General features: G+C 63.1%; 23 protein-coding genes, 1 tRNA gene and 1 pseudogene. 11 read left to right on the top strand and 14 right to left on the bottom strand.

Going from position 1 to position 24382, the window contains the following annotated elements; all coding sequences use genetic code 11:
- Nucleotides 1-23 precede the first annotated feature (23 nt).
- The 4 genes from ONR75_RS06680 to ONR75_RS06665 form a co-directional block, all read right to left on the bottom strand.
- The gene (locus tag ONR75_RS06680; protein ID WP_265081913.1) at nucleotides 24-599 is read right to left on the bottom strand and encodes a TRAP transporter small permease; all 576 of its coding nucleotides are present in this window, start codon (nucleotides 597-599) and stop codon (nucleotides 24-26) included.
- Between the two features lie 197 nt (nucleotides 600-796).
- On the bottom strand, nucleotides 797-1804 hold the full coding sequence (locus tag ONR75_RS06675; protein ID WP_265081912.1) for a TRAP transporter substrate-binding protein: 1008 nt from the start codon (nucleotides 1802-1804) through the stop codon (nucleotides 797-799).
- Nucleotides 1805-2141: 337 nt separating this feature from the next.
- A complete protein-coding gene (locus ONR75_RS06670; RefSeq protein WP_265081911.1) occupies nucleotides 2142-2708 on the bottom strand; it encodes a DUF2478 domain-containing protein in 567 nt (188 codons plus the stop codon).
- Nucleotides 2709-2870: 162 nt separating this feature from the next.
- On the bottom strand, nucleotides 2871-3800 hold the full coding sequence (locus tag ONR75_RS06665) for a LysR family transcriptional regulator (RefSeq protein ID WP_265081910.1): 930 nt from the start codon (nucleotides 3798-3800) through the stop codon (nucleotides 2871-2873).
- Between the two features lie 105 nt (nucleotides 3801-3905).
- Here ONR75_RS06665 and styA point away from each other — a divergent pair, with 105 nt between their 5' ends.
- Both styA and ONR75_RS06655 read left to right on the top strand, forming a co-directional pair.
- Entirely contained in the window at nucleotides 3906-5156 is a 1251-nt protein-coding gene (styA, locus tag ONR75_RS06660; RefSeq protein WP_265081909.1) for a styrene monooxygenase subunit StyA, read from the top strand.
- Nucleotides 5105-5724 (top strand): annotated as a pseudogene (locus tag ONR75_RS06655) (flavin reductase family protein). Before styA ends, ONR75_RS06655 begins: the two are co-directional and overlap by 52 nt.
- A gap of 38 nt (nucleotides 5725-5762) precedes the next feature.
- On the opposite strand, the gene wrbA reads toward ONR75_RS06655, so the two are convergent.
- Together wrbA and ONR75_RS06640 are read right to left on the bottom strand one after the other, a co-directional pair.
- Nucleotides 5763-6362, bottom strand: a complete 600-nt coding sequence (gene wrbA / locus ONR75_RS06645) for an NAD(P)H:quinone oxidoreductase (protein WP_265081907.1) — start codon at nucleotides 6360-6362, stop codon at nucleotides 5763-5765.
- A 45-nt stretch (nucleotides 6363-6407) separates the two neighbouring features.
- Nucleotides 6408-7106, bottom strand: a complete 699-nt coding sequence (locus ONR75_RS06640) for a pirin family protein (protein ID WP_265081906.1) — start codon at nucleotides 7104-7106, stop codon at nucleotides 6408-6410.
- 113 nt (nucleotides 7107-7219) lie between these two features.
- On the opposite strand from ONR75_RS06640, the gene ONR75_RS06635 reads away from it, so the two are divergent.
- The 3 genes from ONR75_RS06635 (at nucleotide 7220) to ONR75_RS06625 (ending at nucleotide 10375) form a co-directional block, all read left to right on the top strand.
- Nucleotides 7220-8122, top strand: coding sequence for a LysR family transcriptional regulator (locus ONR75_RS06635; protein ID WP_265081905.1), 903 nt, complete (start codon nucleotides 7220-7222; stop codon nucleotides 8120-8122).
- A gap of 106 nt (nucleotides 8123-8228) precedes the next feature.
- Nucleotides 8229-9215 (top strand): tripartite tricarboxylate transporter substrate binding protein, encoded by a 987-nt coding sequence (locus ONR75_RS06630; RefSeq protein WP_265081904.1) that lies wholly within the window; start codon nucleotides 8229-8231, stop codon nucleotides 9213-9215.
- Between the two features lie 206 nt (nucleotides 9216-9421).
- Nucleotides 9422-10375 (top strand): ABC transporter substrate-binding protein, encoded by a 954-nt coding sequence (locus ONR75_RS06625; RefSeq protein WP_265081903.1) that lies wholly within the window; start codon nucleotides 9422-9424, stop codon nucleotides 10373-10375.
- Here ONR75_RS06625 and ONR75_RS06620 read toward each other — a convergent pair.
- Genes ONR75_RS06620 through ONR75_RS06605 form a run of 4 tightly spaced genes read right to left on the bottom strand, consistent with a single transcriptional unit; the run spans nucleotide 10372 to nucleotide 14010 of the window.
- Nucleotides 10372-11271 carry an HlyD family secretion protein gene (locus tag ONR75_RS06620; RefSeq protein WP_265081902.1) on the bottom strand — a complete coding sequence of 300 codons (900 nt, stop codon included), beginning with the start codon at nucleotides 11269-11271 and terminating at the stop codon, nucleotides 10372-10374. The genes ONR75_RS06625 and ONR75_RS06620 overlap by 4 nt on opposite strands.
- The gene (locus ONR75_RS06615) at nucleotides 11268-11477 is read right to left on the bottom strand and encodes a DUF1656 domain-containing protein (RefSeq protein WP_265081901.1); all 210 of its coding nucleotides are present in this window, start codon (nucleotides 11475-11477) and stop codon (nucleotides 11268-11270) included. The genes ONR75_RS06620 and ONR75_RS06615 overlap by 4 nt, the downstream gene beginning before the upstream one ends.
- The gene (locus tag ONR75_RS06610; protein ID WP_265081900.1) at nucleotides 11474-13537 is read right to left on the bottom strand and encodes an FUSC family protein; all 2064 of its coding nucleotides are present in this window, start codon (nucleotides 13535-13537) and stop codon (nucleotides 11474-11476) included. The genes ONR75_RS06615 and ONR75_RS06610 overlap by 4 nt, the downstream gene beginning before the upstream one ends.
- Entirely contained in the window at nucleotides 13534-14010 is a 477-nt protein-coding gene (locus ONR75_RS06605; RefSeq protein WP_265081899.1) for a MarR family winged helix-turn-helix transcriptional regulator, read from the bottom strand. The genes ONR75_RS06610 and ONR75_RS06605 overlap by 4 nt, the downstream gene beginning before the upstream one ends.
- Before the next feature lie 285 nt (nucleotides 14011-14295).
- On the opposite strand from ONR75_RS06605, the gene ONR75_RS06600 reads away from it, so the two are divergent.
- A complete protein-coding gene (locus tag ONR75_RS06600; protein ID WP_265081898.1) occupies nucleotides 14296-15432 on the top strand; it encodes a M20 family metallopeptidase in 1137 nt (378 codons plus the stop codon).
- Between the two features lie 88 nt (nucleotides 15433-15520).
- Here the strand turns inward: ONR75_RS06600 and ONR75_RS06595 are convergent, their stop codons facing one another.
- Together ONR75_RS06595 and ONR75_RS06590 are read right to left on the bottom strand one after the other, a co-directional pair.
- Complete coding sequence (locus ONR75_RS06595; RefSeq protein WP_265081897.1) at nucleotides 15521-16642, bottom strand: acyltransferase family protein; 1122 nt, start codon at nucleotides 16640-16642, stop codon at nucleotides 15521-15523.
- A gap of 9 nt (nucleotides 16643-16651) precedes the next feature.
- Nucleotides 16652-17740 (bottom strand): class I SAM-dependent methyltransferase, encoded by a 1089-nt coding sequence (locus ONR75_RS06590; RefSeq protein ID WP_265081896.1) that lies wholly within the window; start codon nucleotides 17738-17740, stop codon nucleotides 16652-16654.
- 333 nt (nucleotides 17741-18073) lie between these two features.
- On the opposite strand from ONR75_RS06590, the gene ONR75_RS06585 reads away from it, so the two are divergent.
- Entirely contained in the window at nucleotides 18074-19558 is a 1485-nt protein-coding gene (locus ONR75_RS06585; RefSeq protein WP_265081895.1) for a lipopolysaccharide biosynthesis protein, read from the top strand.
- A gap of 100 nt (nucleotides 19559-19658) precedes the next feature.
- Here the strand turns inward: ONR75_RS06585 and ONR75_RS06580 are convergent.
- Nucleotides 19659-19733: transfer RNA gene (locus ONR75_RS06580), tRNA-Val, on the bottom strand.
- 104 nt (nucleotides 19734-19837) lie between these two features.
- Nucleotides 19838-20197, bottom strand: a complete 360-nt coding sequence (cpdR, locus tag ONR75_RS06575; protein ID WP_138833499.1) for a cell cycle two-component system response regulator CpdR — start codon at nucleotides 20195-20197, stop codon at nucleotides 19838-19840.
- A gap of 280 nt (nucleotides 20198-20477) precedes the next feature.
- Here cpdR and ONR75_RS06570 point away from each other — a divergent pair, with 280 nt between their 5' ends.
- From ONR75_RS06570 to ONR75_RS06555, 4 genes are all read left to right on the top strand, one after another.
- A complete protein-coding gene (locus tag ONR75_RS06570; RefSeq protein WP_265081894.1) occupies nucleotides 20478-21365 on the top strand; it encodes an N-formylglutamate amidohydrolase in 888 nt (295 codons plus the stop codon).
- Nucleotides 21366-21507: 142 nt separating this feature from the next.
- The gene (locus ONR75_RS06565) at nucleotides 21508-21672 is read left to right on the top strand and encodes a Flp family type IVb pilin (RefSeq protein ID WP_265081893.1); all 165 of its coding nucleotides are present in this window, start codon (nucleotides 21508-21510) and stop codon (nucleotides 21670-21672) included.
- A 613-nt stretch (nucleotides 21673-22285) separates the two neighbouring features.
- Nucleotides 22286-23068: a histidinol-phosphatase gene (hisN, locus tag ONR75_RS06560; protein WP_265081892.1), complete on the top strand. Its 783-nt coding sequence runs from the start codon at nucleotides 22286-22288 to the stop codon at nucleotides 23066-23068.
- 610 nt (nucleotides 23069-23678) lie between these two features.
- The gene (locus ONR75_RS06555; RefSeq protein ID WP_265081891.1) at nucleotides 23679-24359 is read left to right on the top strand and encodes a Crp/Fnr family transcriptional regulator; all 681 of its coding nucleotides are present in this window, start codon (nucleotides 23679-23681) and stop codon (nucleotides 24357-24359) included.
- Nucleotides 24360-24382: the final 23 nt, after the last annotated feature.

The raw sequence follows: 24382 nt of genomic DNA, 5'->3' as shown, positions 1-24382 counted from the left end.
GTCTTTTCTATCTGGTAGGAAGATCAATCGAGCGCGATATGGGCGTCACTGCCGTCCTGCGGCGGCGGCCCGATGATCAGTCGCTCGAGCACGAACAGGAACATCATGGCGCCGCTGAGCGGGATCGGCAGATAGGTGATGCCGACCGACAGGAAGGGAAACTCGTCGACCGAATTGCCCCACGTCGCGTTGACCAGCTTCATGCCCCAAATCACCATGAACAGCGCAATGACGCCCATCAGCAATTCGCTGATGAAGGCCGCGTGAACGCGAAAGCGCGGCGACAGCAGGTTGGTGCCGACCGTCATGTTCATATGAATGCGCTGCCGGTAGCAATTCGCGGCACCGATGAAGGTGACGGCGATGGTCAGCAGCACGGCCAGCGGCTCGGGCCAGGAGGCCGCGCTGTTGAGGATGTAGCGGGTGTAGACCGCCCACGGGATGATGGCCGAAATCGCCACCAGCGCCACGCAGGAAAACACCGCCCCGGTCCAGTACACCGCATTCATCGCACGCCGGAAGGCGCGAGCCGCGCCGTGGCTTGCCGATTCATCATGCAGGTGCGAGATGACCGGGGATTTTGACAGAACGTCGGACATGACACCTCAAGCAAGGCACAAAGTCGTGGACCTCCATATGAAAAGCTGCCCCTCATATGGCTCGATACGGGCGACCAAAATCTCCACTGTCATCGCCCGGCTTGACCGGGCGATCCAGTAGACGCAAACGTCTGTGTCTACTGGGTCACCCGGTCAAGCCGGGTGACGACAAATGGGTGTGTGGCACTGCCGGAGCGTTATCCCACCGCGGCGATGCGCTTGGTCATCTCGGCATACTTGGCGCCGTACTTGTCCCAGACCGGCTTGACCGCTTCCTGGAACGGTTTCTTGTCGATCTGCATGACGATCTGGGTGCCGACTTCCTTCATCTTGTCGAGCGCGGTCTTCTCGGCCTCGTACCACAGCACGCGCTGTTCGGCCTGCGCCTCGCGCCCCGCCTTCTTGACCAGTGCCTGGTCATCCTTGGACAGCTTGTCCCAGGACGCTTTCGAGAACACCAGCAGCTCCGGAATGATCAGATGCTCGGTCATCGAGAAGTATTTCGCGACCTGGTAATGGTTTTGCGCCACGAAGGACGGAAGGTTGTTCTCGGCGCCATCGACCACGCCGGTCTGCATCGCGCTATAGACCTGATCGAAGCCCATCGCGATGCCGTTGCCGCCCAGCGCGTTCATGGTGTCGATGAACAGCGGGTTGCCGATCATCCGGATCTTGAGACCCTTGAGGTCGGCAATGCCGTTGATCGGCCGCTTGCTGTTGTAGATGTTGCGGGAGCCGGCATTCATCCAGGCCAGCGCGACCAGACCGGTCTTCTCGTTGGCGGTGATCTTGTTGAGCAGCTCGTTGCCGATATCGCCGTCGAGCACCGCTTCCATATGCTTGGCGTCGCGGAATACGAACGGCATGTTGAAGACGTTGACGTCATCGACGACCGGACCCACCGCGCCGACCGAGATGCGGGCGATCTGCAGCGCGCCGACCTGGGCCTGCTCGATCATTTCCTTCTCGCCGCCGAGTTGCATGGAAGGAAACATCTGCACCGAGAGCCGGCCAGAGGTCGCCGCCTCCAGCTTCTTGCCCATGCGGACCACGGATTCCACCGTGGGATAGCCGAGCGGATGAACGTCGGCGGCCTTGATGACCATCTTGGTCTGGGCGAGTGCGGGCGTAAAGCGACCGAGGCCGGCGGTGGCTCCGACGGCGAGCGTGGCCAGGCCGGCCTTGACGACATCTCTGCGTTTCATTGACGAAATCCTCCCTGTGAATTTCTGCTCCGGCACATTGCGGCCGGTTATGGTTCGCCCCTTTGGGGTCGATCTTGTTGTCAGTGTAGGAGCGCTGAACGGGTCCGTCCATGCGATAGAGCGGGCGGGCGTGGAATGAACTCCTGTCGAGCTTTGCACGTCGACTGCTGATCGGAGATCGCGGCGACGTGAAAGTTGTACGATGACCCGACATCTAGCATCAAGGTCGCAGGCCGGCAAGCGGCTGCGCCGCGATGCGCGCAGAACTAAAGTTCAACACGTCGTAACGAGCGCCGACGGTGCAACGCGGCGGAGATGAGGGCGAGCGGGCGGGCGCTTACTTCAGGGCTTCCGCGAGGCCGCGGCTGCTCTCCGCCGGCGCGGCGGCAGCCGGGGTCGACACCGCGTCCCACCATTGCTCCAGCGCAGCGCGCTCGCAAGGAACCACCACGCTGAGGGTGCCGGCGAACTCGTCCCAGGCGGACGTCCTGTTGCTGGCGACGGCGATGACAACCGGGACATCGGCGCTCAGGGCGCGTTCGATCAGGTAGGACAGACCCTTGCCTTCGCGCTCCTGCCGGCCGAACCGGTTGATGATCACGAGATCGGCGCCGGCATCCATGGCATCGGCCACCTGAACCCCGGCGTCGAGCAGCTGGCCTACGTCGAGCATGCAGCCGCTAGCGGCGGGGCCGAGATCCTGGAACAGGCGCACCTGCTGGCCGCTGTGCACCAGCGTGGCCGAGAGTTGCGGCGCAGCGCCGGACTGATCGCCGGTCTGCACCAGCCCGACGGCGCGAAAGCCGCGCCGGCCGAGGTCGGCGGCGAAATCGCGCAGTAACGCGTCGGGATTTTGGTCCCGCTCGTAGACCAGGGCGGCGAGTTTGGCAGGCGGTTCACGCATCGGGTGCCTTCAACATTCGGATCGCCCGACCCTACACCCGATGGTCGGCACTGGCGACACTCCGGCGACGCAACTCGCACCCGCCGTCCCGGCACAGGCCCCGGCCCATCCAGTGCGGCGCCGTCGCCTGCAGCCGCTTCCGGGCGGTTCCCGCCATCCCGGTCACGACAACGCCGCTTCGGCCGACACGCCGTCGCCGTCCACGCCGAAGCGTAATGATCGTGCCGCCAGCAGATCCAGGAAACTACGGGCCCGCAGGGACATCCACTTGGTTTGCGGATAGACGGCGTGCAGGGGCATGGTCGGCAAGGTATAGTCCGGCAACAGCAGCGCCATGTCGCCGCGCCGGATCGCCCCCGTTGCGCTCCAGGCGGGGAGCACGGCGACGCCGAGATGCCGCAGAACTGCCTGCTTCATGGCGTCGACATCGTCCACGACGATCGCACCGGACACATCAACGACATGACGTCCGAGTTCGGATTCGAAGCTCCACCGGGAGAATGGCCAGAGCCGCGACGAGGCGATGCAATCCATCGCTTTCAGGTCATCGGGAACGACGGGGCGCGGTCGCCGTCCAAGATAGGTCGGTGTCGCCACCAGGAAGTGCTGCACTGTCCCGACCCGGCGCGCCATCAGCGAACTCGATTCGAGCGGGCCGATCCGCAGGGCCAGTTCAAGGCCTTCCTCGATGAGGTCGAGGGGATGCTCGCTGAAGCGGATATCGACGCGGACGTCCGGATGGGTGCGCAGAAATTTGTCGACAATCGGCATGATGAAATGCCGGCCGAACGAAGACGGGACGCCAAGCCGAAGCGTGCCGGACGGCCTTGCAGGGGCTTCCTTGATACTCGCACGCGCCAGTTCGAAGGACGCCAGAACCTGCCGGGCCAGGTCGTAGATCCGATGCGCCTCGCTGGTCGGCGTGAGCTTTCGGGTGTTGCGCAGGAAAAGCTGGGAGCCGAATTCTTTCTCAAGCAGCAAGATCCGTTTGCTCACCGCAGGCTGTCCCAGGCCCAATTCCCTGGCCGCGCCGGAGAAGCTACCGGCTTCCATGGTCTGCACGAACACCCTGAGGCAATCGAGGCGATCCATCAGCTATTCTCGTCTGGGATAAATCATATCCTGTTCATTCCGTGGACGCGCGTCAAGCGCTGACCTAGCCTCACGCCAATCACAAAGCGACAGCGGGGGAGAGCCATGAGACGGGAAATTGGCATCGTCGGTGCCGGCGTGGGCGGGCTGCATCTTGCCCTTTATCTGCAGAAGCATGGCGTCGATGCCACCCTTATCACCGACCGCGAGCCGCAGGCCTATCGCAGCGCACAACTCATCAACACCGTCGCGCATCACCACGTCACGATCGACAGGGAGGACTATCTCGGAATCGGCCACTGGTCGAAGCCGGAGCTGTCCTACACGTATCACAACCACGACTTCAATTTTCCTGAGCCACTGCGTTTCCGCGGCGACTTCAGCAAGCCAAGCCGCGCCGTCGACTACCGGATCTATCTGCCGACACTGATGGACGATTTCATGCGGCGCGGCGGCAAGATCGAATACCGCCGCATCGAGGAAGACGATATCGGCCCGCTTGTGAAACGCTTTGAGCTCTTGGTGGTGGCCACGGGCAAGGGGGCCATCGGCCAGTTGTTCTCCTGGCGCCCTGAACATACGCCCTATTCGCAACCGCAGCGCCGCCTCTGTGTCGGCCTGTACAAGGGCGTGCGGCATCCATCGCCGATGAATGTGACGCTGTCGGTGTCGCCGGGCCATGGCGAGATGATCGTCATTCCCACCGTCACCTTCGACGGTGCCGCCACCGCACTGCTGATGGAAAATGTGCCGAACGCCGGCATGGAGGAGTTGGCCACGCTCAGCTACGCGCAGGACCGCAGGCACTTTCTTGAGGTTCTGTTGGCCAAGCTCGAACAGCATCACCCCAGCACCTATGACCGGATCGACACCGGCCGGTTCGATCTGGCGCAGGAGCAGGACCTGCTACAGGGCGGCGTCGTGCCGACCGTGCGCAACACCACGGTCGAGTTTCCCGACGGCAAGTGCGCCATTGCGCTTGGGGATGTGCATTCGGTGGTCGATCCCATGATGGGCCAGGGGGCCAACATGGCGTCCTATGCCGCCTTCGTCCTCGGCGAGGAAATCGTCAGGAGCGATGCACTGGATGCCCGCTTCTGCGAAAAAGTCGACTTGCGCCGTCAGGACAGGGTTCTGGCGGCATCGCGCTGGACCAACATGATGCTGGCGCCGCCGTCGCCCGCGTTGGGGTTGCTCCTCCGCACCATGGCGCACAACAAGGCGCTCGCTGACGAATTCACCGAGAATTTCAATTATCCGGAGCGCCAGTGGGACCGCATCTCGACCCCGCACCGGATCGAGGCATGGATCGAACGCATGTCGATGCCGGCGGACGCCAGAACGGCGGCCGCGTAGATCACAGGCCGATGCGCGTCATGATGACGTCGGAGCCTCCCTGCAATGCAGCGTCTTTGAAGCTGGAGCATCAGCGCATGCCGCGGGTTGAACCGGCAACCTTCCGATTGGCCGCGTCGCGTTTTGCCACAGGGGTGGCGGTGATCACGGCGTTCAATGAGGCACAGCAGTTGTGCGGCATGACCGCCAACAGCTTTGTGACCGTCAGCCTGTCACCGCCAACCGTTCTGTTTCTCAGCGCTCCCGGCCGCACCCATGCAGCCATCTCGGCAAGCGGTCGCTACGCCGTGAATGTCCTTCCTGACGGCGCCGCAGCTTTGTCGTCGCATTTCGCAGGACACCCCGACCCGCATCTGCGCCCGGCGTTCGACCTGAAGGAAGGCCTGCCGCGCCTGCCGCAATGTCTGGCCTTTTTGCCTGCCGCGTGGTTCGCGAGATCGGCATCAACGACCACACCATGTTCATTGGCGAGGTTTTTGCCTGCGATCATCGCGACAGTGCGCCGCTGCTGTTCTTCGGCAGCCGCTATCATCATGGCATCGGCATGCCGGGAATCCCATCAGGATGAGAAACGGGGCGGCGGTCGAGAACGCCGCCCCGTTCGCATCAGCCATGCAGTTTCTTGGCGGTCTCGGCGATCACCTTGCCCTGGTAGCGGGCGCCGGCCAGCTCGTTTTCGCTGGGCTGCCGGCTGCCATCGCCGCCAGCAATGGTGGTGGCGCCATAGGGCGAGCCGCCGGTGACTTCGTCGAGCTTCATCTGGCCCTGGAAACCGTAGTTCAGGCCGACCACCGTCATGCCGAAATGCAGCAGGTTGGTGATGATGGAGAACAAGGTGGTTTCCTGGCCGCCGTGCTGCGTCGCGGTAGAGGTGAACGCGCCGCCGACCTTGCCGTGCAGCGCGCCCTTAGCCCACAGCCCGCCGGCCTGATCGAGGAAGTTGGACATCTGCGAAGCCATGCGGCCGAAGCGGGTCCCGGTGCCGACGATGATGGCGTCGTAACTTATGAGGTCGTCGATGGTGGCGATCGGCGCCGCCTGGTCGACCTTGTAATAGGACGCCTTTGCGACATCGGCCGGCACCAGCTCGGGCACGCGCTTGATGTCAACGGTGGCGCCGGCCTCGCGCGCGCCCTCGGCGACGGCGTTCGCCATGGTCTCGATGTGGCCGTAAGCGGAGTAATAGAGAACGAGTACTTTTGCCATTTTGGTCTCCTGTTGGTGTGGGTTGGTTGAGTGTGTCGGTCGTCGCTACGCCGCGTCGACCATCACGAGTTCGGAATCTTCGAGCGCGGTGATCTTCACCACGGCCTCGTCGTGGATCGCGACACCGTCGCGGGCATTGACGCGCAGGCCGTTGATCTCGATGGCCCCCACCGCCGGCACCAGGTAGCCGTTGCGGGTCTTTCCGAGTTGATACTCGGCGCTCTCGCCGGCCTTCAGCGTGGTCGCCAGCACCCGCGCATCGGCGCGGATCGGAAGCGCATCGGTATCGTCCTTGAAGCCGCTGGCGATGGTGACGAAACTGCCCGAGCGATCCGACTTCGGAAACGGCTTGGCACCCCAGCACGGCTGGCCGCCCTCTTCAGTGGGCTCGATCCAGATCTGGAAGATCCGCGTCGTGCCGGGCTCGAGATTGTACTCGGAATGGCGCACGCCGGTGCCGGCACTCATCACCTGAACATCGCCGGCCTCGGTGCGGCCCTTGTTGCCCAGACTGTCCTGATGGGTGATTGCGCCCTCGCGGACGTAAGTGATGATTTCCATGTTGGCGTGCGGATGCGCCGGGAAGCCGGTGTTCGGCGCGATCTCGTCGTCATTCCAGACCCGCAGGGCACCATTCCCCATATTGTCGGGGTCGTAGTGACTGCCGAACGAGAAATGGTGTTTGGCCTTGAGCCAACCGTGGTCGGCGCCGCCGAGCTTGTTGAAAGGTCGAAGTTCGATCATGACGAAATCTCCGTGGGTGACATGTTGGATGTATGGATAAGCCGGCCCCGATGGCGCATAAATAGAAATGATTGAAACTCATTGTTTCAAAAATCGTCATTAAGGGAAGTTCTATGTCCAAGCTCCCCGATTTCGAAGGATTGGCGATATTCGCCAAGGTGGTGGAGCTGCGCTCGTTCGCGGCTGCGGCCGCCGAACTGACGCTGTCCAAGGCCACCGTTTCCAAGGCCGTGACCCGGCTCGAGGAACGGCTCGGCGCCCGGCTTTTCAACCGCACCTCGCGGCGGCTGGCGCTGACCGACGCCGGTCGGTCATTGGCCGACCGGGCAACGCAGCTGCTGGCGGACGGCGAGGCAGCGGAGAACGAGGCGCTGGCGCAATCGGCGGCGCCGCGCGGGCTGGTACGGCTGGCCGTGCCTATGACCTACGGCACCAATGTGGTGGCGCCGCTGCTGCCGGAGTTTCTCGCGGCCTATCCGGACGTCGCCATCGACCTCAACCTCAGCGACGCCACCATCGACCTGATCGGCGAAGGCTATGACGCCGCAATCCGCATCGCCTCTTTGCCGGACTCCTCGCTGATCGCCCGGCGGCTGTGCGCGATGCCGCGCTACCTCGTGGCGTCCAGCGCCTATCTTGAACGCTGGGGACGCCCGACCCATCCGATGCATCTCGCGCGTCATCGCTGCCTGGCTTACGCCTACCAGTTGACGCCCGGACTCTGGCAGTTCAGCAACGCCGCCGGCGAACAGGCCAGCGTGCGGCCGGCCGGGCCGCTGCGCGTCAACAACGGCGAGGCGCTGCTGCCGATGCTGCTCGCCGGACTGGGCATCGCCGACCTGCCGGACTTCATCGTCGGCAAGGCGCTGGCAGCGAACCAGCTCGAAGCGGTGATGACCGACTGGTGGCAGGCACCGAGCGGCGTCTATCTGGTGACGCCGCCCGGCGGCCCGCGCCCTGCCCGCGTCACCGCGCTGATCGAGTTCCTGGCGACTAAACTGTCGAAAAAGCCGTAGCACCTCCCACCCTCGTCTCTCGGGAGAGCAAGAGCACCATTGCGATCGCGCGCTTTCCCGCGACCCTCCTCCCATAAAAATAAAATCATAGGGGAGGCCTTCGTCGATGAATCGTCGCGAGATCCTGCAAGCCGCTGTCGCCACGCCGCTGATTGCCGCATGGGGCGAGGCAGCCCGCGCCCAGGCGGCTTGGCCATCCAGAAACATCACCATCATCGTGCCGTTTCCCGCCGGCGGACAGGCGGACCTCGCCGCACGCCCGGTGGCGCTGGCTCTGGAACGCATCCTCGGCAAGCCGGTGCTGGTGGACAACCGTGCCGGCGGCGGCGGCGGTTCGGTCGGCAACGCCGCGGCCGCGCGCGCCGAGCCGGACGGCTACACGCTGCTGATGACGCTGTCCTCGCTGGCGGTGCTGCCGGAGGCCGACCGGCTGTTCGATCGCCCGGTGTCGTATGAAGTTTCGCAATTCGCACCGGTGGCCCGCGTACTCGCCGATCCCACCCTGCTCGCGGTGCCGGCCTCGGCTCCGTGGAAGACGCTGCAGGATCTCGTCGACGATGCGAAGCGGCGGCCGGGTGAAATTCCCTACGGCTCCTCCGGCCCCTACGGCACGCTGCATGTGGCGATGGAAATGTTCGCCTCCAGCGCCGGCATCAAGCTGCTGCACGTGCCGTTCCGCGGCGCAGGCCCTGCCCTGACGGCGCTGCTGAGCGGCACCGTGCAGGCGGTCGCCTCCGCGCCCGGCACGCTGAAGCAGCAGGTCGATGACGGCAAGATGCGCGTGCTGGCCAACTGGGGCGCCGAGCGCGTCGCCAGTTTTCCCGACCTGCCGACGTTCCGGGAGCTCGGCTACAAGGATGTCGAATTCTACATCTGGGCCGGCCTGTTCGCACAGACGGCGTTGCCGGCGCCGATCATGACGCGGCTGCGCCAGGCGATGGCGCAGGCTGTCAAGTCGCCCGAAGTAACGAAGACCTTCGAGGCCGCCGGCAGTCCTGTTGCCTATCTCGACGCACCGGAGTTCACAAAATTCGTCGCGGCCGACAGCGCGCGCCTGATCGCGGCGGTGAAGAAGATCGGCAAGGTGGAGTAGCTCCCGCCGTCATGCCGGGAGGGGTGCGGCGACGCTGGCGTGGCTTCGCCGAGACACGAGAGCCCCATACAGCGGAAAAATTTCGCGTCGCCGTCGACGACGATGCATTCGTTGTTCGCGTCTGCATAACTTCAGTCAGCCATTTCATTGACTGAACGGTGCGCGCGCGTAGCCTTGATGCACGTCATCGCATCAGAGAAATCATCATGAAGAGCTTCAATTCGTCCGCGCTGCTGGCCGCCACGATCAGCATCGCGATGGCAACCTCCGCGCTGGCCGCCGATCCCGTCACCCTGCGCGTCGGCGACCAGAAGGGCGGCAATCGATCGCTGCTGGAAGTTTCCGGTCTAGCAAAGGACATCCCCTATAAGATCCAGTGGTCGGAGTTTCCCGCTGCGGCGCCGATCCTCGAAGCGCTCAATGCCGGCGTGCTCGATGTCGGCTATACCGGCGATCTCTCCTTCCTCACGGTGTACGCCGCGGGTGCGCCGATCAAGGTCATCGGCGGCACTCGCGCCAATGCCGATACGCAAGCCATTCTGGTGCGCAACGATTCCTCTATCCGGACCGCCGCAGACCTCAAGGGCAAGCGCCTCGCCGGCACGCGTGGGGGCTGGGGCCAGTTCCTGATCGATGCGACGCTGGAGAAGGCTGGCTACAAGACATCGGACGCGACCTTCGCGCCACTCGGTCCGGTCGATGCGAAGATAGCGCTGGTGGCCGGCTCGATCGACGGCTGGGCCGTGTGGGAGCCCTACGTGTCCTATGCGGTGCTCAAGGACAATGCGCGGGTGGTCGCCGACGGCACCGGCCTCACTCCGACGCTCACCTTCGTCGTCGCCTCGGACCAGGCCATTGCCACCAAACGCGAAGCGGTCGCTGACCTGTTGCAACGGCTCGACAAGGCGCGCTTGTGGTCGCGCAGCCATCTGGATGAATATGCGAAAAGCACGGCCGAACTGACCAAGCTGCCGGAAGACGTGCTGGCGCGAGCCTACAAGGCGCAGGACACACGGCCGATCGCCATCGATGACGCGGTCGTCAAGGAATTCCAGGAAGCGGCGGATCGCGCGACTCGCTACGGAATTCTCGCGAAGCAGGTCGACGTCAGCAAGTCCGTAGATCGCAGCTTCACGCAAGCCGCGCCGGCATCGAACTAGTCGAACAGCTTCGCTACGCTGATGCCGTCCTTCGGCAGGATCTCCACCGTGGCGGAACGCCCGGCGACCAGTACGGCGCCGGGCGGAATGGCATCGAGCGCAATGCGCACCGGCACGCGTTGCGCGAGACGGACCCAGCTGAACGTCGGCGTCACATTGGCGAGCAGGTTGCTGCCCTCCGCACGCTCCCGATCCTCGATGCCGGCGGCAATGCTCTCGACCCGGCCGGTAAGCCTGGCGGAGTCGCCCATCAAGTGAACAGTGACGGCATCGCCGACGTGAATGCGCGGCAGTTTTGTTTCCTCGAAGTAGCCATCGACATGCAGGGTGTCGCTATCGACCAGCGCCATCACGCCCTTGCCCGCGGCAACATAGGCACCGGGCCGTAGATCCATATTTGAAATCGTGCCGTTGACGGGAGCATGCACCTCCGTGCGATCCAGATTGAGCTGGGCCACCGCCTGGTCGGCGAGACTCTGGTCGTAGGATGCCTTGGCCTGCAGCTGGGTCGCCAGCACCTGCTCCTGCTTCTGTTGCGACACCGCGGTGGTGGTCAACTCCTGGTAACGCTTCAGGTCGGCGTCGGCCTGGTCGAGCATGGCGTGGCGGCCAGCAACTGCCGCCTGCGCCTGCTGCAATGCCAGTGCGAAGCGCACGCGGTCGATGCGGAAGATGACATCCCCGCGCTTCACCTTCTGATTGTCCTTGACCAGCACTTCGGAGACCGGACCGGACACGTCCGGCGCCACTGTGACCACGTCGGCGCGCACCCGGCCGTCGCGGGTCCATGGCGCGTCCATGTAGTAGACCCACAAATAGCGACCGACCGCGAGCGCTGCGACGACCATCAGAAAGGTCACGGCGAACCGGCGAATGAAGGAAATGGACGTCTTCATGACAGCAATCCGGACGAGAGGTAAACCACGCCGCCGAGCAGGCAGACGTAAAAAGCGAGATCGAACAGCGCGCGATGCCAGACAAATCGATACAGGCCGCTGCGTTCCAGCAGGGGACGCAACAATGCGCCAATGACGTAGGTGACGGCGAGCCAGACCAGCAGAGCCGGCACGAGGAGGCCGCACAGGTCGAATTCATATCTCATGCAGCGGCGCTCCCAGGCAGAACGCCCCGCACTTCCGGCTGATAGGCCGGCGCCTGCGGGAACAGGCCACGGCGAATACCGACCAGTCCGATCAGCGCGTCGCGCACCGCGTCGCCGGTTTCGGTCATCGCCCCGGCCAGCGCATGGTCGATCCGGACCAGCAGCTCATCCGGCATGGCGCCGCCATCGAACCTGCGGAAATCGACGGCGAGTTCGTCCAGCATGGCATCCATCGCAACTAGCGTTCGGGGCGACAGGCCGTGGCGGGCGCGGCGCAGGTCGACGATATTGAGGCCGACGCGCAACTCCCGAAGGTTGTCGACATTGCGCAGAGTGCTGTCCGGGATCGCAGCCAGCCGCGGCGCCAGCAGGCCGATGCGATTGAGCATCAACCCTGCAAAGGCGGCGCGATCGTGGTTGCCGCGACGCTCGGCAGCCTGCGCCAGCGCGATCCAGCCGCTGCGCATCAGTCGCCGCACGCTCCACTGCGCGCCGACGGAGCGCGCCAGCAGGATGGTGATCGTGGAGATTTCCGTGCCGACGAAGAAGGCGATGCTGGAATTCGCGAAGCTGGAAAAATCAGCGCTGTAGGCGGCCTGGATCGCCATCAGGCTGGCGGTGTTGGCAGCGAGGATCATGCCGATAAAGAAGGTGGATGGACGCCCGATCAGATAGCCGTAGACCAGGAATGGCGGCGCCAGCACCACGATCAGCATTTCGATGTTGGAAATGCCCGGCAGGATCGCGAACAGGTAGGCCGCGACGACGACCATGGAAACAAGCGTCCATTTGGCAAAGTTTCGCAAGCCGACCGAGGGATCATCCATCTGCGCGAAAAACGAACACCCGACCGCGGCCATCATCGGCGCCGAGGCGCCGTCGACCCAGCCCGTGGCGATCCAGAACGCGCAGCACAACAGAATGGCCAGGATGGCGCCTGCCGCGGACCACAGCGCCATGCCGTGATCGACATGGCTGACCGGCGCAGCGCCTGCCTCCGGCTGGAATCCGAGCCTGGCGCCCGATGGGCGCGCTCCTGTGGCAATGCATTGGTTAAGAATCCGGCAGTCCGCAGAAATGTCGACCAGTTCGCGCAACCGCATCAGCAGGCTCGCGATCATGATCTGGTCCCACGACGAACTGGAATCGAGTTTCGGCTGCTGCGCGGCGATCATGGTGCGCAGCCGATCGGCGGGCGCGCGATCGGTATCGTCGTCGGCCAGCCAGCGGCCGAGATCGTCGATCAAGCTCATCAGCCGCGGCTGCGACGTGCGTGCGTCGTCGCCAAGCGCGTCGATGCGATCGCCAATCGACGACAACAGCGGCAGCAGCATCAGCATGCGCAAGCGTAGTGCGCGCAGCCAGCGCGGCATGTCGCGGGTGACGTTGCGGTCATAGGCCAGGTGATAGGCCAACGTGTCGATTTCGACGACATCGGCGGCAAGCCGCAACCGATGGTCCCGCGTCGCTCTGTCCGTGCCATGGCCGGACAGCACGCTCTGGCTCAGATGCCGCGCGCCAGCCAACCAGGCATCAACCCGGCTCGCCACCGCGGGCCCGACGCTACGCGGCACCACGATGGTAGATACGATGCTGGCACAGAGAATGCCGAGGATAATCTCCTCGCTGCGCGCCAATGCCACGTCGAAAATGCCCGCAGGATCGGACACAGATGGAAAGCCGATCAGCGCTACAGTATAGCCCGCCAGCATGAACATGTAGCCGCGCGGCGAGCGGTCGAGCAGGGATATGTAAAGGCAGAACCCGACCCACAACGCGAGGACCAAGCTTAGCAGTTCCGGCGCGTTGACGAAGTTCGGCACCAGCGCCACGCTGGCGGCGGCGCCGATCAGAGTACCAGCGACGCGGAAGAACGCCTTAGAGCGGGTGGCGCCGGCCAAGGGTTGCGAGGCGATGTAAACCGTCGCCAGCGCCCAGTAAGGCCGCGGCAGGTCCATCGCGAGTGCGATCAGCAGCGCCATCATCGCTGCGACGAACGTCTTGATGGAGAAGATAATGTCGGCGTGGCGGACCAGAAACCGGGAACGAACCGCACTCATCGCGGCACGTCCGCTTCCTCGGCGGCCTTGAGCGCATCGAGCGCCGACATTTCGATCCTGCGCAGCGTCTCGAAGGTGGTGGCTAGGTCGTCGGCAGAGACATCCTTCAGCAGATCGGCACGGAGGCGGGTCAGCACTCGGATGATTTCCGCGGTCTTGGCTTCGCCGAGCGCCGTGATGTGCAGCATCTTGGCGCGACGGTCGGTGGGATCCTCGCGGCGTTCCACCAGACCTTCAGCAGCCAGCAGATCGATCAGCCGAACCAGCGAGGGTCCCTCGATGCCCATCTCATCGGCCAGCACGCCCTGCCGCACGCATTTACCGCCACGCGACAGGATCAGCAGCGGGTGGGACGTCGCCTCGGACAGGCCGTGGGCCGCCAGGGATTGGTCGACCTTGCGGCGCCAGACCCGCGCCAGACGCGCGACCAGAAGCCCCAATTCGGCCTGAGCGGTGGAAATCGATGTGACCATGCCAATCTAATAGGGCGCTAATCATTAGGATGCTATCTAATTTTCCGGATCCGCATTCACAGCTTGGTGAGTTGCAAAGAGGTCGCCGACCACCTGTGCGACGCCGGTCGGCAAGTTAAGCTCAACGGCTGTGCCTATCGCGCGCGGCGATGGCCTTGTCTGCACCGGGCGGCGCACCGTCGATGCAGTCTCCAGCGACGACGCCCAATCGATGGCCTGAGCGCGCGGTTGCGTTGCATCAGCGGCTGCCGCACAGTCGCCGCCTCTCGACATGCAGGCCCCTTCATGATCATCGACCCCATCGCTTTGTCGCGCGAGCTGATCGCGCTCAACACCATCAATCCGCCCGGCCAGGAGATGGTCTGCATCCAGCATCTGGAAGCGGTGCTGCACGCCGCCGGCTTCGCCACCGAGGTCCACGCGTTCGGCACCGACCGCGCCAACCTGATCGCGCGGATCGGCGGCAGCACTGGCAAGCCGCCGCTGTGCTTCACCGGCCATGTCGACACCGTGCCGCTCGGCAACGCCGCCTGGAGCGTCGACCCCTTCGCCGGTGCCATCCTGGAGGGCAGACTTTACGGGCGCGGCTCTTCCGACATGAAGTGCGGCGTCGCCGCCTTTGTCGCGGCCGTCTGCGGCATCGCCGACCAGTTGATCCATTCGGCCACCGGCGTGGTGCTGGTGATCACCGCCGGCGAAGAGATCGGCTGCGAGGGCGCGTTCCTGCTGGCGGAGGCCGGCGTGCTCGGCCGCGCCGGCGCCATCGTGGTGGCGGAGCCTACCTCCAACGTTGCCGTGGTCGGCCACAAGGGCGCGCTGTGGCTGCGCGCCGTGATGACCGGCGTCACCGCGCACGGCTCGATGCCGCATCTCGGCGTCAACGCCGCCTACAAGGCCGCGCGCGCCCTGATCGCGCTGGAGAACTTCCAGTTCAACATCGCCGCGCATCCGCATCTGGGATCGCCGACCCTCAATGTGGGCACCGTGCAGGCCGGGCTGAATGTCAATTCCGTCCCCGACCGCGCCGAAATCGGCATCGACATCCGCAGCATTCCCGGCCTCGACCATGCCCGCATCCGCGAACACCTCGCCGCCGAGCTTGGGGCCGACGTCACGCTGGAGCCGATCGTCGATGTCGGCTCGGTGTGGACCGACCCGTCGGATCCGTGGATCCGGCAGGTCTGCGACGTGGTGCAGGCGATCACCGGGGAAACACCTGACGCCGCGCCACGAACCGCACCCTATTTCACCGACGCCTCGGTGCTGACGCCGGCCTTCGGCAACCCACCAACGATCATTCTCGGCCCCGGCGAGGCCGCCAAGGCGCATCAGACCGACGAATATTGCGAAGTCGACCGTATCCGCGTCGCCACCGCGATCTACGCCGCGCTGGCGGCCAAATGGGCGGGGATCGCAACCTGACTGAATATCGGGGATGCAGGCGGTCCGCATTGCACCCACGCACGGCCCGCGGGCAACGCCTGCGCCTCACCCCACCCCACCGCCGCTATTAAACCGTCGCCGGCGCCTGCTTCAGCGTCAAGCTACCTTTCAAGCCGAGCAGCGGAAGCTCGATATAGCGATACGACAGGTGCGCCACCACGAACGTCAGAACAGCCGCCACCGCCAGCCGCCACAACGACGTGCCGACACCCTCCGTTTGATACGGCGCGATGTTCAGCAGGAACAAGATCAGCAGGTGATAGAGGTAGAGGCCATAGGAGATTTTGCCGATATATCGAATGGGTTTCAGGATCAGCACATCCTTGACGAAGGCGACGGCTTTTCCATCCGAGAAAATCAATGTCGCAACCGTCCCGCACGAGACCATCGCGTAGCCGAACAGCGCGAAGCTCCAGTAAAAGCCGCCCGGTGCGATCAAATGGACGCCGCGAGCAACATTGTCGAGCAACAGGACGACGGTGCCGGCGACGAGGACCGAAACGGAGCGCCATGTTTCCGACGAGCCCCGCGCGGATTCCACCACGGCCAGATACGCGCCAAGTGACAGCGAGATCATGCGCGTCGCGGTCGACATATAGATGATATTCGCCGCAAGACTGCCTTCGAAGCTCGCCGAGATCACCAGGGCAATCGCTATGCTCGCGGCAGGAACCACCACTGCCGTCGTGACGCCTCTCAGCCTGCCAGGCAGCACGGCCAACAATGGCGGCCAGAGAAGATAGAACTGCTCCTCAACCGAAAGCGACCACGTGTGCTCGAGCGCGATGGGCTCCACATGAAACGGCTTGTACCAATTGAAAGTGTAACTCAGGAGACTCAACAAAAGGTCTCTGTTCCAGACGAAGCAGACTGCAAAAACAGCAACGCACAAATAGTAGATCGGAAAAATGCGCAGAACGCGCTTGACGAAGAAATTCCGGTAGCAGATCGCGCCCGTCCGCTCCAGCTCGCTCAGAAGAATTCTGGTAATCAGGAATCCGCTCAACACAAAGAACAGGTCAACGCCGAAATATCCGACGCGAAGCGCCTGCCCGGCCTTCCAGATCGACATGGAGATGGCCGAGTCCGAGACGTAAGGAAAGTGCGACCAGACGACGAGCAGCACCGCAATTGCGCGGACGCCGTCGAGCGCCGGAAGGTAGGGAATTTTCCTTAAGTTCTGGGACACATGAGATTCTCAGATTGCCGTCACAGGGGGCGCTGAAGCCGACGGATGATCCTGGCGAGACGACGCCGGCGGCAGATACGCAGGATCTCGTTCCAGCTGTACCCAAAGCGATCCGCCCATATTCCGACGATCGCGGTATGCGGAAGCCCACGCACCCAGGCGAGCCGGAATATAGGCAACAGCGGCCGCGGCCTCCGCGAGGCGGCGGAATTTGCCGCGCGGGAGACTGCGGATGCGAGCCGGGATGCCATCCGGCTTCAGCTGGGTCCGCCTGATATGGCTATACGATATGTCGTGCTCGAGAAACTCGACCCAGTCGATGGGCTCGATTTCGCTGGCGACGACGCGCATGCCGTGGCGCGCGCTGAGTTCGGAAAATGCCTGGGGCGTCCATCGTCCGACATGATTGGGCGGCATGTCCAGAACCGAGTCGTTGGCCTCCTGGTACTCGATCCGCCGCGGGTTGGGGACCGCGATGAAAACCGATCCGCCGGATTTCAGGAGATAGCGAAGACGATCGAACAGATCGTCCAGACCGCTCATGTGCTCCACGACCTGGAACAGGAAGATGAAATCGAATGCGGATTGATAGGCATCGAACTGCTTGTCGCGAATATCGCTGGCAATGGTGCGATAGCCACGGCTTTCGAGATTGCGGATCGATTTGGTGTTGTACTCGACCGCGGTGATGTTCCTGGCTTCGATCGACTCCGCCCCCAGCATGTCCAGGAAAAATCCGTCGCCGGCGCCGACTTCAAGGACGCTCGCATTGTTGCGGCGCGACCGTCGCAACGCTTCGATGGTGCGGGTGAATTCCCATTTCGCCTGCGGATAGGACACATCGGAATTCGCAAGGTTGTAGAAATCGGCATCGCCGGCCACGAACGGATGGGAGAAGCCGAATCCGCAGTTCCTGCACTTCAGGATCTCGCATCGGTCCGCGCCCCAAAGGAACCGGATATGCGCCTCAAGCCGCTGGTTGCGATCGCGGTCGGCAGTCGGAAGAACGATGGATTGAGCGGCCTGCGAAGCCGATACCGAGAACTGCGATTGAAGGTCGGCTTTGGCGCATGCGGGACAAACGGCATCTGCATTCATGTCGCAACCATCCATCTTCGGAAATCATGATGGCGGCCGCAGCAATCCGACGTCGTGGCGCCACGGCTGTTTCTTAGCGCAACACATGCAAATGGCGGAACTGCAAAATCCACACTTAGTTAACTTTGAGATGGCGCCAACCAGGTTCCAGGCGGTGGGCTGTTAAGAACCTCTTGAAGGTTTTCTTGCCTGCCCGCGCAGAGAATGCTCAATCGGACATGAGGGCAATGCAATCGAGGTTGTTCCCGCGCGGGGAATGTTAACCGGCGAACGATAGCCCCTGCGGTACCACCACCAGCAGCCTTTGACGCCCATTGGAGATCGCGCGCTACAATGCCCCACTCGCCTGATCTGATGCTAAAGGCGTCGCGCTGGGCCGTGCTCAGCGTGGCAGCGCAGCTTGTGAAGGCGGTTCTTCTGTTCGGCTCTCAGGTCGTGCTGGCCCGCTTGTTGAGCCCGGTCGATTTCGGCATCGTGGCGATGTGCGTGCCGGTCTTCAGCTTTCTTTCCATCTTCAACGATCTGGGCCTGTCGCAGGCGACCGTCCAGAGGCCCGGCCTGACCCGGAACGAAAGCAACCTGATCTTCTGGATGAATGCCGGGCTGGGCCTCACGGTGGCGATGGCGATCGCGGCCGTGGCTCCGGCGGCCGCCTCCTTCTATGGAGACAGCCGCGTCGCATCCGTGCTGGTCGCGCTGTCGTTCGTAATCCTGGTCAACAGTCTTTCCTCACAGCAGATCGCGCTGCTGGTGCGGGGCATACGACCGGTGCCGCTGCTGCTCATCGAGATCCTTCCGGTGATCGGCAACGTCATTGCATCCATCGCTACGGCGCTTCACGGGTTCGGCTACTGGTCGATCGTCATCGGGCAGGCCACGCATGCGTTCATGGCCGGCTCGATTGCCTGGATCGCCTCCGATTTCCGTCCTTCCTGGCCGCGCGACCTCCGAAAATCCATACCCATCCTGCGCTTCGGCGCGCACCTGACCGGGCTGTCGATCGGATCGTTCTTCGCGGCCAATCTGAGCCCGGTCCTGGTGGGCCGGCTATTTGGCGTGATTCAGGTCGGGTTGTTCGATCGGGCGTTCAAGCTGGTCTCCATGTCCTACATGCAGATTCTGGCACCGATCTCGCGGATCGCGGAGACCGTGCTCGCCCGGCTGCTCGACGACGATGAGCAGTATCGCAAGGCGTTCATGCAGATCGCGGAAGCCACGCTGCTGGTGACGTTGCCCGGCCTGCTATGCATCGCGATCCAGTCCGATGCGGCGGTCAGCCTGCTTTACGGCCCGAAATGGATCGACTGCTCGCCGATCGTATCGTTCTTCGCATTTGGCAGCCTGATGACTCCGCTGGGCACCGTTGCGACCTGGCTCATGATCACCCAGGGGCGCACGGCTCAGCTGCTGAAATACGGGCTGATCGGCAACGTGATGTCCGTGCTGTCGCTGCTGGTGGGAATTTCCTGGGGCGCCGTCGGCGTTGCGCTGTCCTTCGCCGTGTTCTCCATTCCGATCCATGGCCTGACCATCTGGGCCGCGACGCGGGATGGTCCGGTGTCGCTGGCCAGATTCACGAGCATGTTGCTTCCGATCGTCGGCGCCATCGTCGCCGCCGCGGTCGCCGTGTTTTCGCTCTCCGTCATGGCGAACCGCTACGGCCTGCCAGATGCCGTGGAGTTCTGCGGCGGCATTGCGATCGCCTATCTGACGGTCGGCGTGGCGCTCGGCTGCTCGGCTGCGGGCCGCCGCGTGCTGCGGGATGCGGCGAGGATTCGCGAGATTTTCCCACGGCGCCGGGGGCTGGCAAGCCAATAGCCGCGGACGGCGACTGACGCCGTCGCCTGACCGATGTGGTCAAGTCTCGGCCGGGCAATGGGCGGTGAATGGAAATAAACGACGGAACAGCGACTTAGGATGGTGGGCGCGACAGGGATCGAACCTGTGACCCCCTCGATGTCAACGAGGTGCTCTCCCGCTGAGCTACGCGCCCTTGAACCGGTCGTATCGGGTTCGGATCGTATAGCGACTCGGATGCCGACAGGCAAGCAGGCCTGACGGCAGATCCTCGCCTCTTTTCAAGAAATTGCCGAGGCCTCAGGCCGCCAGCATCTTGTTCACTTCGCTCACCAATTCGCGCAGATGAACCGGCTTGGCCAATACCTTGGCATTTTTCGGCGCTTCCGAATCCGAATTCAGTGCAACGGCGGCGAAGCCGGTGATGAACATGATCTTGATATCGGGGTCGAGTTCGCTGGCGCGGCGTGCCAGCTCGATTCCGTCCATCTCCGGCATCACAATATCCGTTAGAAGCATTTCAAACGGCTCCTCGCGCAGCCTCTGATAGGCTGAAAGCCCGTTGTCATGGGACGAGACCTGGAAACCGGCGTTTTCCAGCGCCTTTACCAGGAAACGGCGCATGTCGTTGTCATCTTCGGCAAGGAGGATCTTATGCATGGCTGTTAAACGTCGAACCCAGGTAAGAGGATCACTCCGCCCACTAAGCCCCCGTCTGGTAAATTTCGGGTGAAGGCGAGGCGAGCATGCGGACGAAGCTCACTATCATTCGGCCGGAATACGACGCGAATCAACAAAACCGGAGATTTCGGATCGCCTGGCCGCGACGATGCTTTTCAATTGCCAGATCGACCGGGGTTGCCGACAATGATCCCCGTAAAATACCGGGTTTGGCAAAATCCTCGCATCGACAGAGAAGTCCAAGGGACGGCGCCTGCATATGACCCAGTTTGATGGTGAGTTGTCCCCTCCCTTCGAGATCGTGGAGCCCGCCACCTGGCGCGCGCCGATCATCTTCAATTCCCCGCACTCCGGCTCGGTCTACCCGCACGAGTTTCTGACCGCGTCGCGCATCGACGTGGTGGCGCTGCGCCGCTCCGAAGATTCGTTCATGGACGAATTGATTGCCGGACTCAGCGATCGCGGTTTTCCGGTGGTTCGGGTGCATTTCCCGCGCTCCTATGTCGACGTCAACCGCGAGCCCTACGAACTCGATCCGCGGATGTTCACGGGAAGGCTGCCGAGCTTCGCCAATACCCGCTCGATGCGGGTGGCGGGCGGCCTCGGGACCATTCCGCGGGTGGTCGGCGACGGCCAGGAGATTTATCGCGAGCGCATCAACGTCGACGACGCCCTCAGCCGCATCGAGACGCTGTACAAGCCCTACCACCGAGCGTTGCGCCGGCTGATCAACAAGGCGCACCAGACCTTTGGCGCAGCCATCGTGGTGGATTGTCATTCGATGCCGTCGATCGGCATTTCCCGCGACGAGCCGCGACGGCCCGATGTGGTGATCGGCGACCGCTACGGCACCAGTTGCGCCAGCGTTCTCGTCGACGTGGTCGGCGACACCTTCAGCGGCCTCGGCTACGCGCTGGGCCGCAACAAGCCCTATGCCGGAGGCTTCATCACCGAGCATTACGGCAATCCCGCCAGTGGGTTGCACGCGATCCAGATCGAGCTCAACCGGGCCATCTACATGGATGAACGCCGCCGCGAGCGCACCGAACGATTCGCCGAGATCGCCGGACACTTTACGGTTCTCGCCGAGGCGCTTGCCGGTATCCCGCTGAGCGAGCTCGGCCCGTTCCAGGCTGCGGCCGAATAGGCATCGGCGGCGTTTCGCGCCGGTGCCTGGGTGCGGCAATGTGCCGGCATAATTTTACACAACCCGTTTACTCAACCTTAGGTTCCCCCATCCAGATTTGTGCCTGCGGTACATACCCACCGCGCAATGCACAGGAGGTAGCATGAGACGGAAACTGAAGGCTTTTTGGTCCGACGAATCGGGCGCAACGGCAATCGAATACGGACTGATCGCCGCCGGAATTTCATTGGCCATCATCGCGGTCGTGAATGGCCTCGGCACCAATATCAACACCAAGTTCAGCGATATCAACGGGTCGCTGAAGTAAGGCGGCCGGACTCTCGGCCAGTCGATGCAGGTTCTCAGCCAGCACGGCGACCTCCCGAGGCCCTCCCATTCGTCAGTGTCACCCGAGGCTGTCGGGGTGAGAAGACGAAGCTAGACGAGGCCCGGGCGCCGTCCATCGATCACTCGACACGACGGCTCCATGTGCTCAAAGAAAAAGGGCCGCTTGCGTTGGCAAGCGGCCCAAGTCTAGGGAGGAAACGCCCAAGGAGGGCAGCGATAACGCGAGGCGTTACCGCACCGCAACAATATGCGGCCGCGGCGCACAAAGAGCAAGAGTTTTTGCTGGGTTTTGCATGCGCTTTTTGCATGGGTGGCCCCAAGAAAATGGCTACAATTCACAAAACTCCTAATATATATCAATAGGTTATATAAACGTCAGCCCTTTTGACCAATCGTTGTAATGAATTAATATTCACTTCAATCCCGATTTCGTGATCGGCATCGGCCACCCCACTTATCGAAATCTCAATGCGATTCAGCACTCCGCTGACAGGATAATCCTTCACGAATCGGCGATGGAGAGATGCAGTCAAAGAGATCGCCCTGTATAGGAGGCGACGAGCTCATGCCCGAGCGCCGCAAAGGATGCCCCCGTGACGGTTATCGACTTCACAGCCTTCATCGGCCGCCTCGCGACCGCTTCCGGCGAAACCATCCTGCCGTTCTTCCGCACCTCGCTCAGCATCGATAACAAGGGCAGCAGCCTGGACTTCGACCCGGTGACCGAGGCCGATCGCGCGGCGGAAGCCGTGATGCGCCGGCTGATCAAGCAGAACTTTCCTCAACACGGAATTGTCGGCGAGGAATTTGGCAGTGAGCGCGAAGACGCCGAATATGTCTGGGTGCTCGATCCGATCGACGGCACCAAATCGTTCATCTCCGGATTTCCGATCTGGGGCACGCTGATCGCGCTGCTGCACCGGGGCACGCCGGTATTCGGAATGATGCACCAGCCCTATATCGGCGAGCGCTTCAGCGGCGACAGCGGTTCGGCGCGCTACCAGGGGCCGACCGGCAATCGCAAGCTGGCGGTGCGGCGCTGCGCCTCGCTGCAGGAGGCCGCCTCGTTCACCACCAGCCCACTGCTGATGAACACCGCCGACCGCGAGGCCTTTCACCGCGTGGAGAGCGAGGTCAGGCTGACGCGCTACGGCGGCGACTGCTACTCCTACTGCATGCTGGCCGCCGGCCATCTCGACATCGTCATCGAGACCGAATTGAAGCCCTACGATATCGCCGCGCTGATCCCGATCGTGACCGGCGCTGGCGGCGTCATCACCAACTGGGAGGGCCAGCCGGCCCAGAGCGGCGGTCGCATTGTCGCTGCCGGCGACCCGCGCGTGCACGAAGCGGCGCTGAAGCTGCTCAACCGCTAACCTCGCGCACCGGCGGTTGCGAACGCCTTCCTCCAAGCTCTCGCAGTCGACGTTCTAGGTTTAAAATCTCTGGCGGCAGAACTGCGCAACGCCCCCCCGTGGGCCGACCGTCTCCCGCCTTCCGATTGAGAGAGAGAGAGAGAGAGACGGCAAGGGGCGAGCCCGTGCTCTCGCGATCGGGCTGAATGCCATTGCCCGCAGCCCGGCCGTCGCATCACCCTGCAGCAGGCCGGGTAGCCGCCGACGGCCGACAAAATTCGACGCTGCCTTTCGTTCGCGAAAGCGTGCGACAATCAACGCCCCGCATCGACAAACGATGCAAATGCAGCAATTCCCGCAAAAAATGCTGTTTTCGTCCGGTCGCGGACAAAAAATAATTCGCATGGCCGGACGTTTTTCAGTCCGAGTCGCTGCCGCTCAACCATTTGCAGGCTTTCCCCACCGGTCAGCTACGAAACCGCTAAGCCCGGTTCCGGACCGACAAAGCACTCTTGCAATTCCTATATCACTAGGTTCTCGCGGAAGGCCCTCTCGGAGCGCTGTTTTCATCCCCTGCGGCAACGCGGCCCGACCGATCGGGCGGATAGTCGCTTTGCCTAACAACGATCCTATGCAAAACAAACTTCTTGCCGCTTTGCCGCGTGAGCATTTCAACTTACTCGCGCCGCACCTCACGACAGTCTCCTATCCGCAGAACCAGATCCTGCTCGAAGCCGGCGAGGAGGCTGATCAGGTATATTTCCCTCACAGCGGGATGCTCTCGCTTTTGGCCGTGATGCGCGACGGCAAAGCCATCGAGACGGCGACCGTCGGCCGCGAAGGCGTGGTCGGCGCCATGGCCGGGCTCGGCCTGTATCGCTCGATGGTTCGCTGCGTCGTGCAATTAACGGTCACAGCAACCAGAATTTCATCGGCCCAATTCCGCAAGGCGGTGTCCGGCTCGGAGCCGCTACGCAACATGTGCATCCAGTACAATGAGGTGTTGTTGACGCAGGCGCGGGTTACCGCCGCGTGCAATGCGCTGCATCCGGTCGAGGAACGCTTCGCCCGCTGGCTGCTGCAGTCCGCCGATCGTGCGGAGAACGGCACAGTCAGCCTGACCCAGGAACTGATGGCCGAAATGCTCGGCGTGCGCCGCACCTCGGTCACCGAAGTCGCCGGCAAGCTGCAGGCCGCCGGCATGATCACCTACTCCCGCGGCGTGATCAAGATCGTCGACCGGACCGCGCTGGAGCGCGTGTCGTGCGAGTGCTACCAGACGCTGCAGGAACATGCCGCCCGAACGCCATAAGGCACCCGGCAGTGATTGACGCG

It is taken from the genome of Rhodopseudomonas sp. P2A-2r, from assembly GCF_026015985.1.
Lineage (GTDB): Bacteria > Pseudomonadota > Alphaproteobacteria > Rhizobiales > Xanthobacteraceae > Tardiphaga.
The sequence above is the reverse complement of the archived record's forward strand: the minus strand, read 5'-3'. Positions and strand labels throughout refer to the sequence as shown.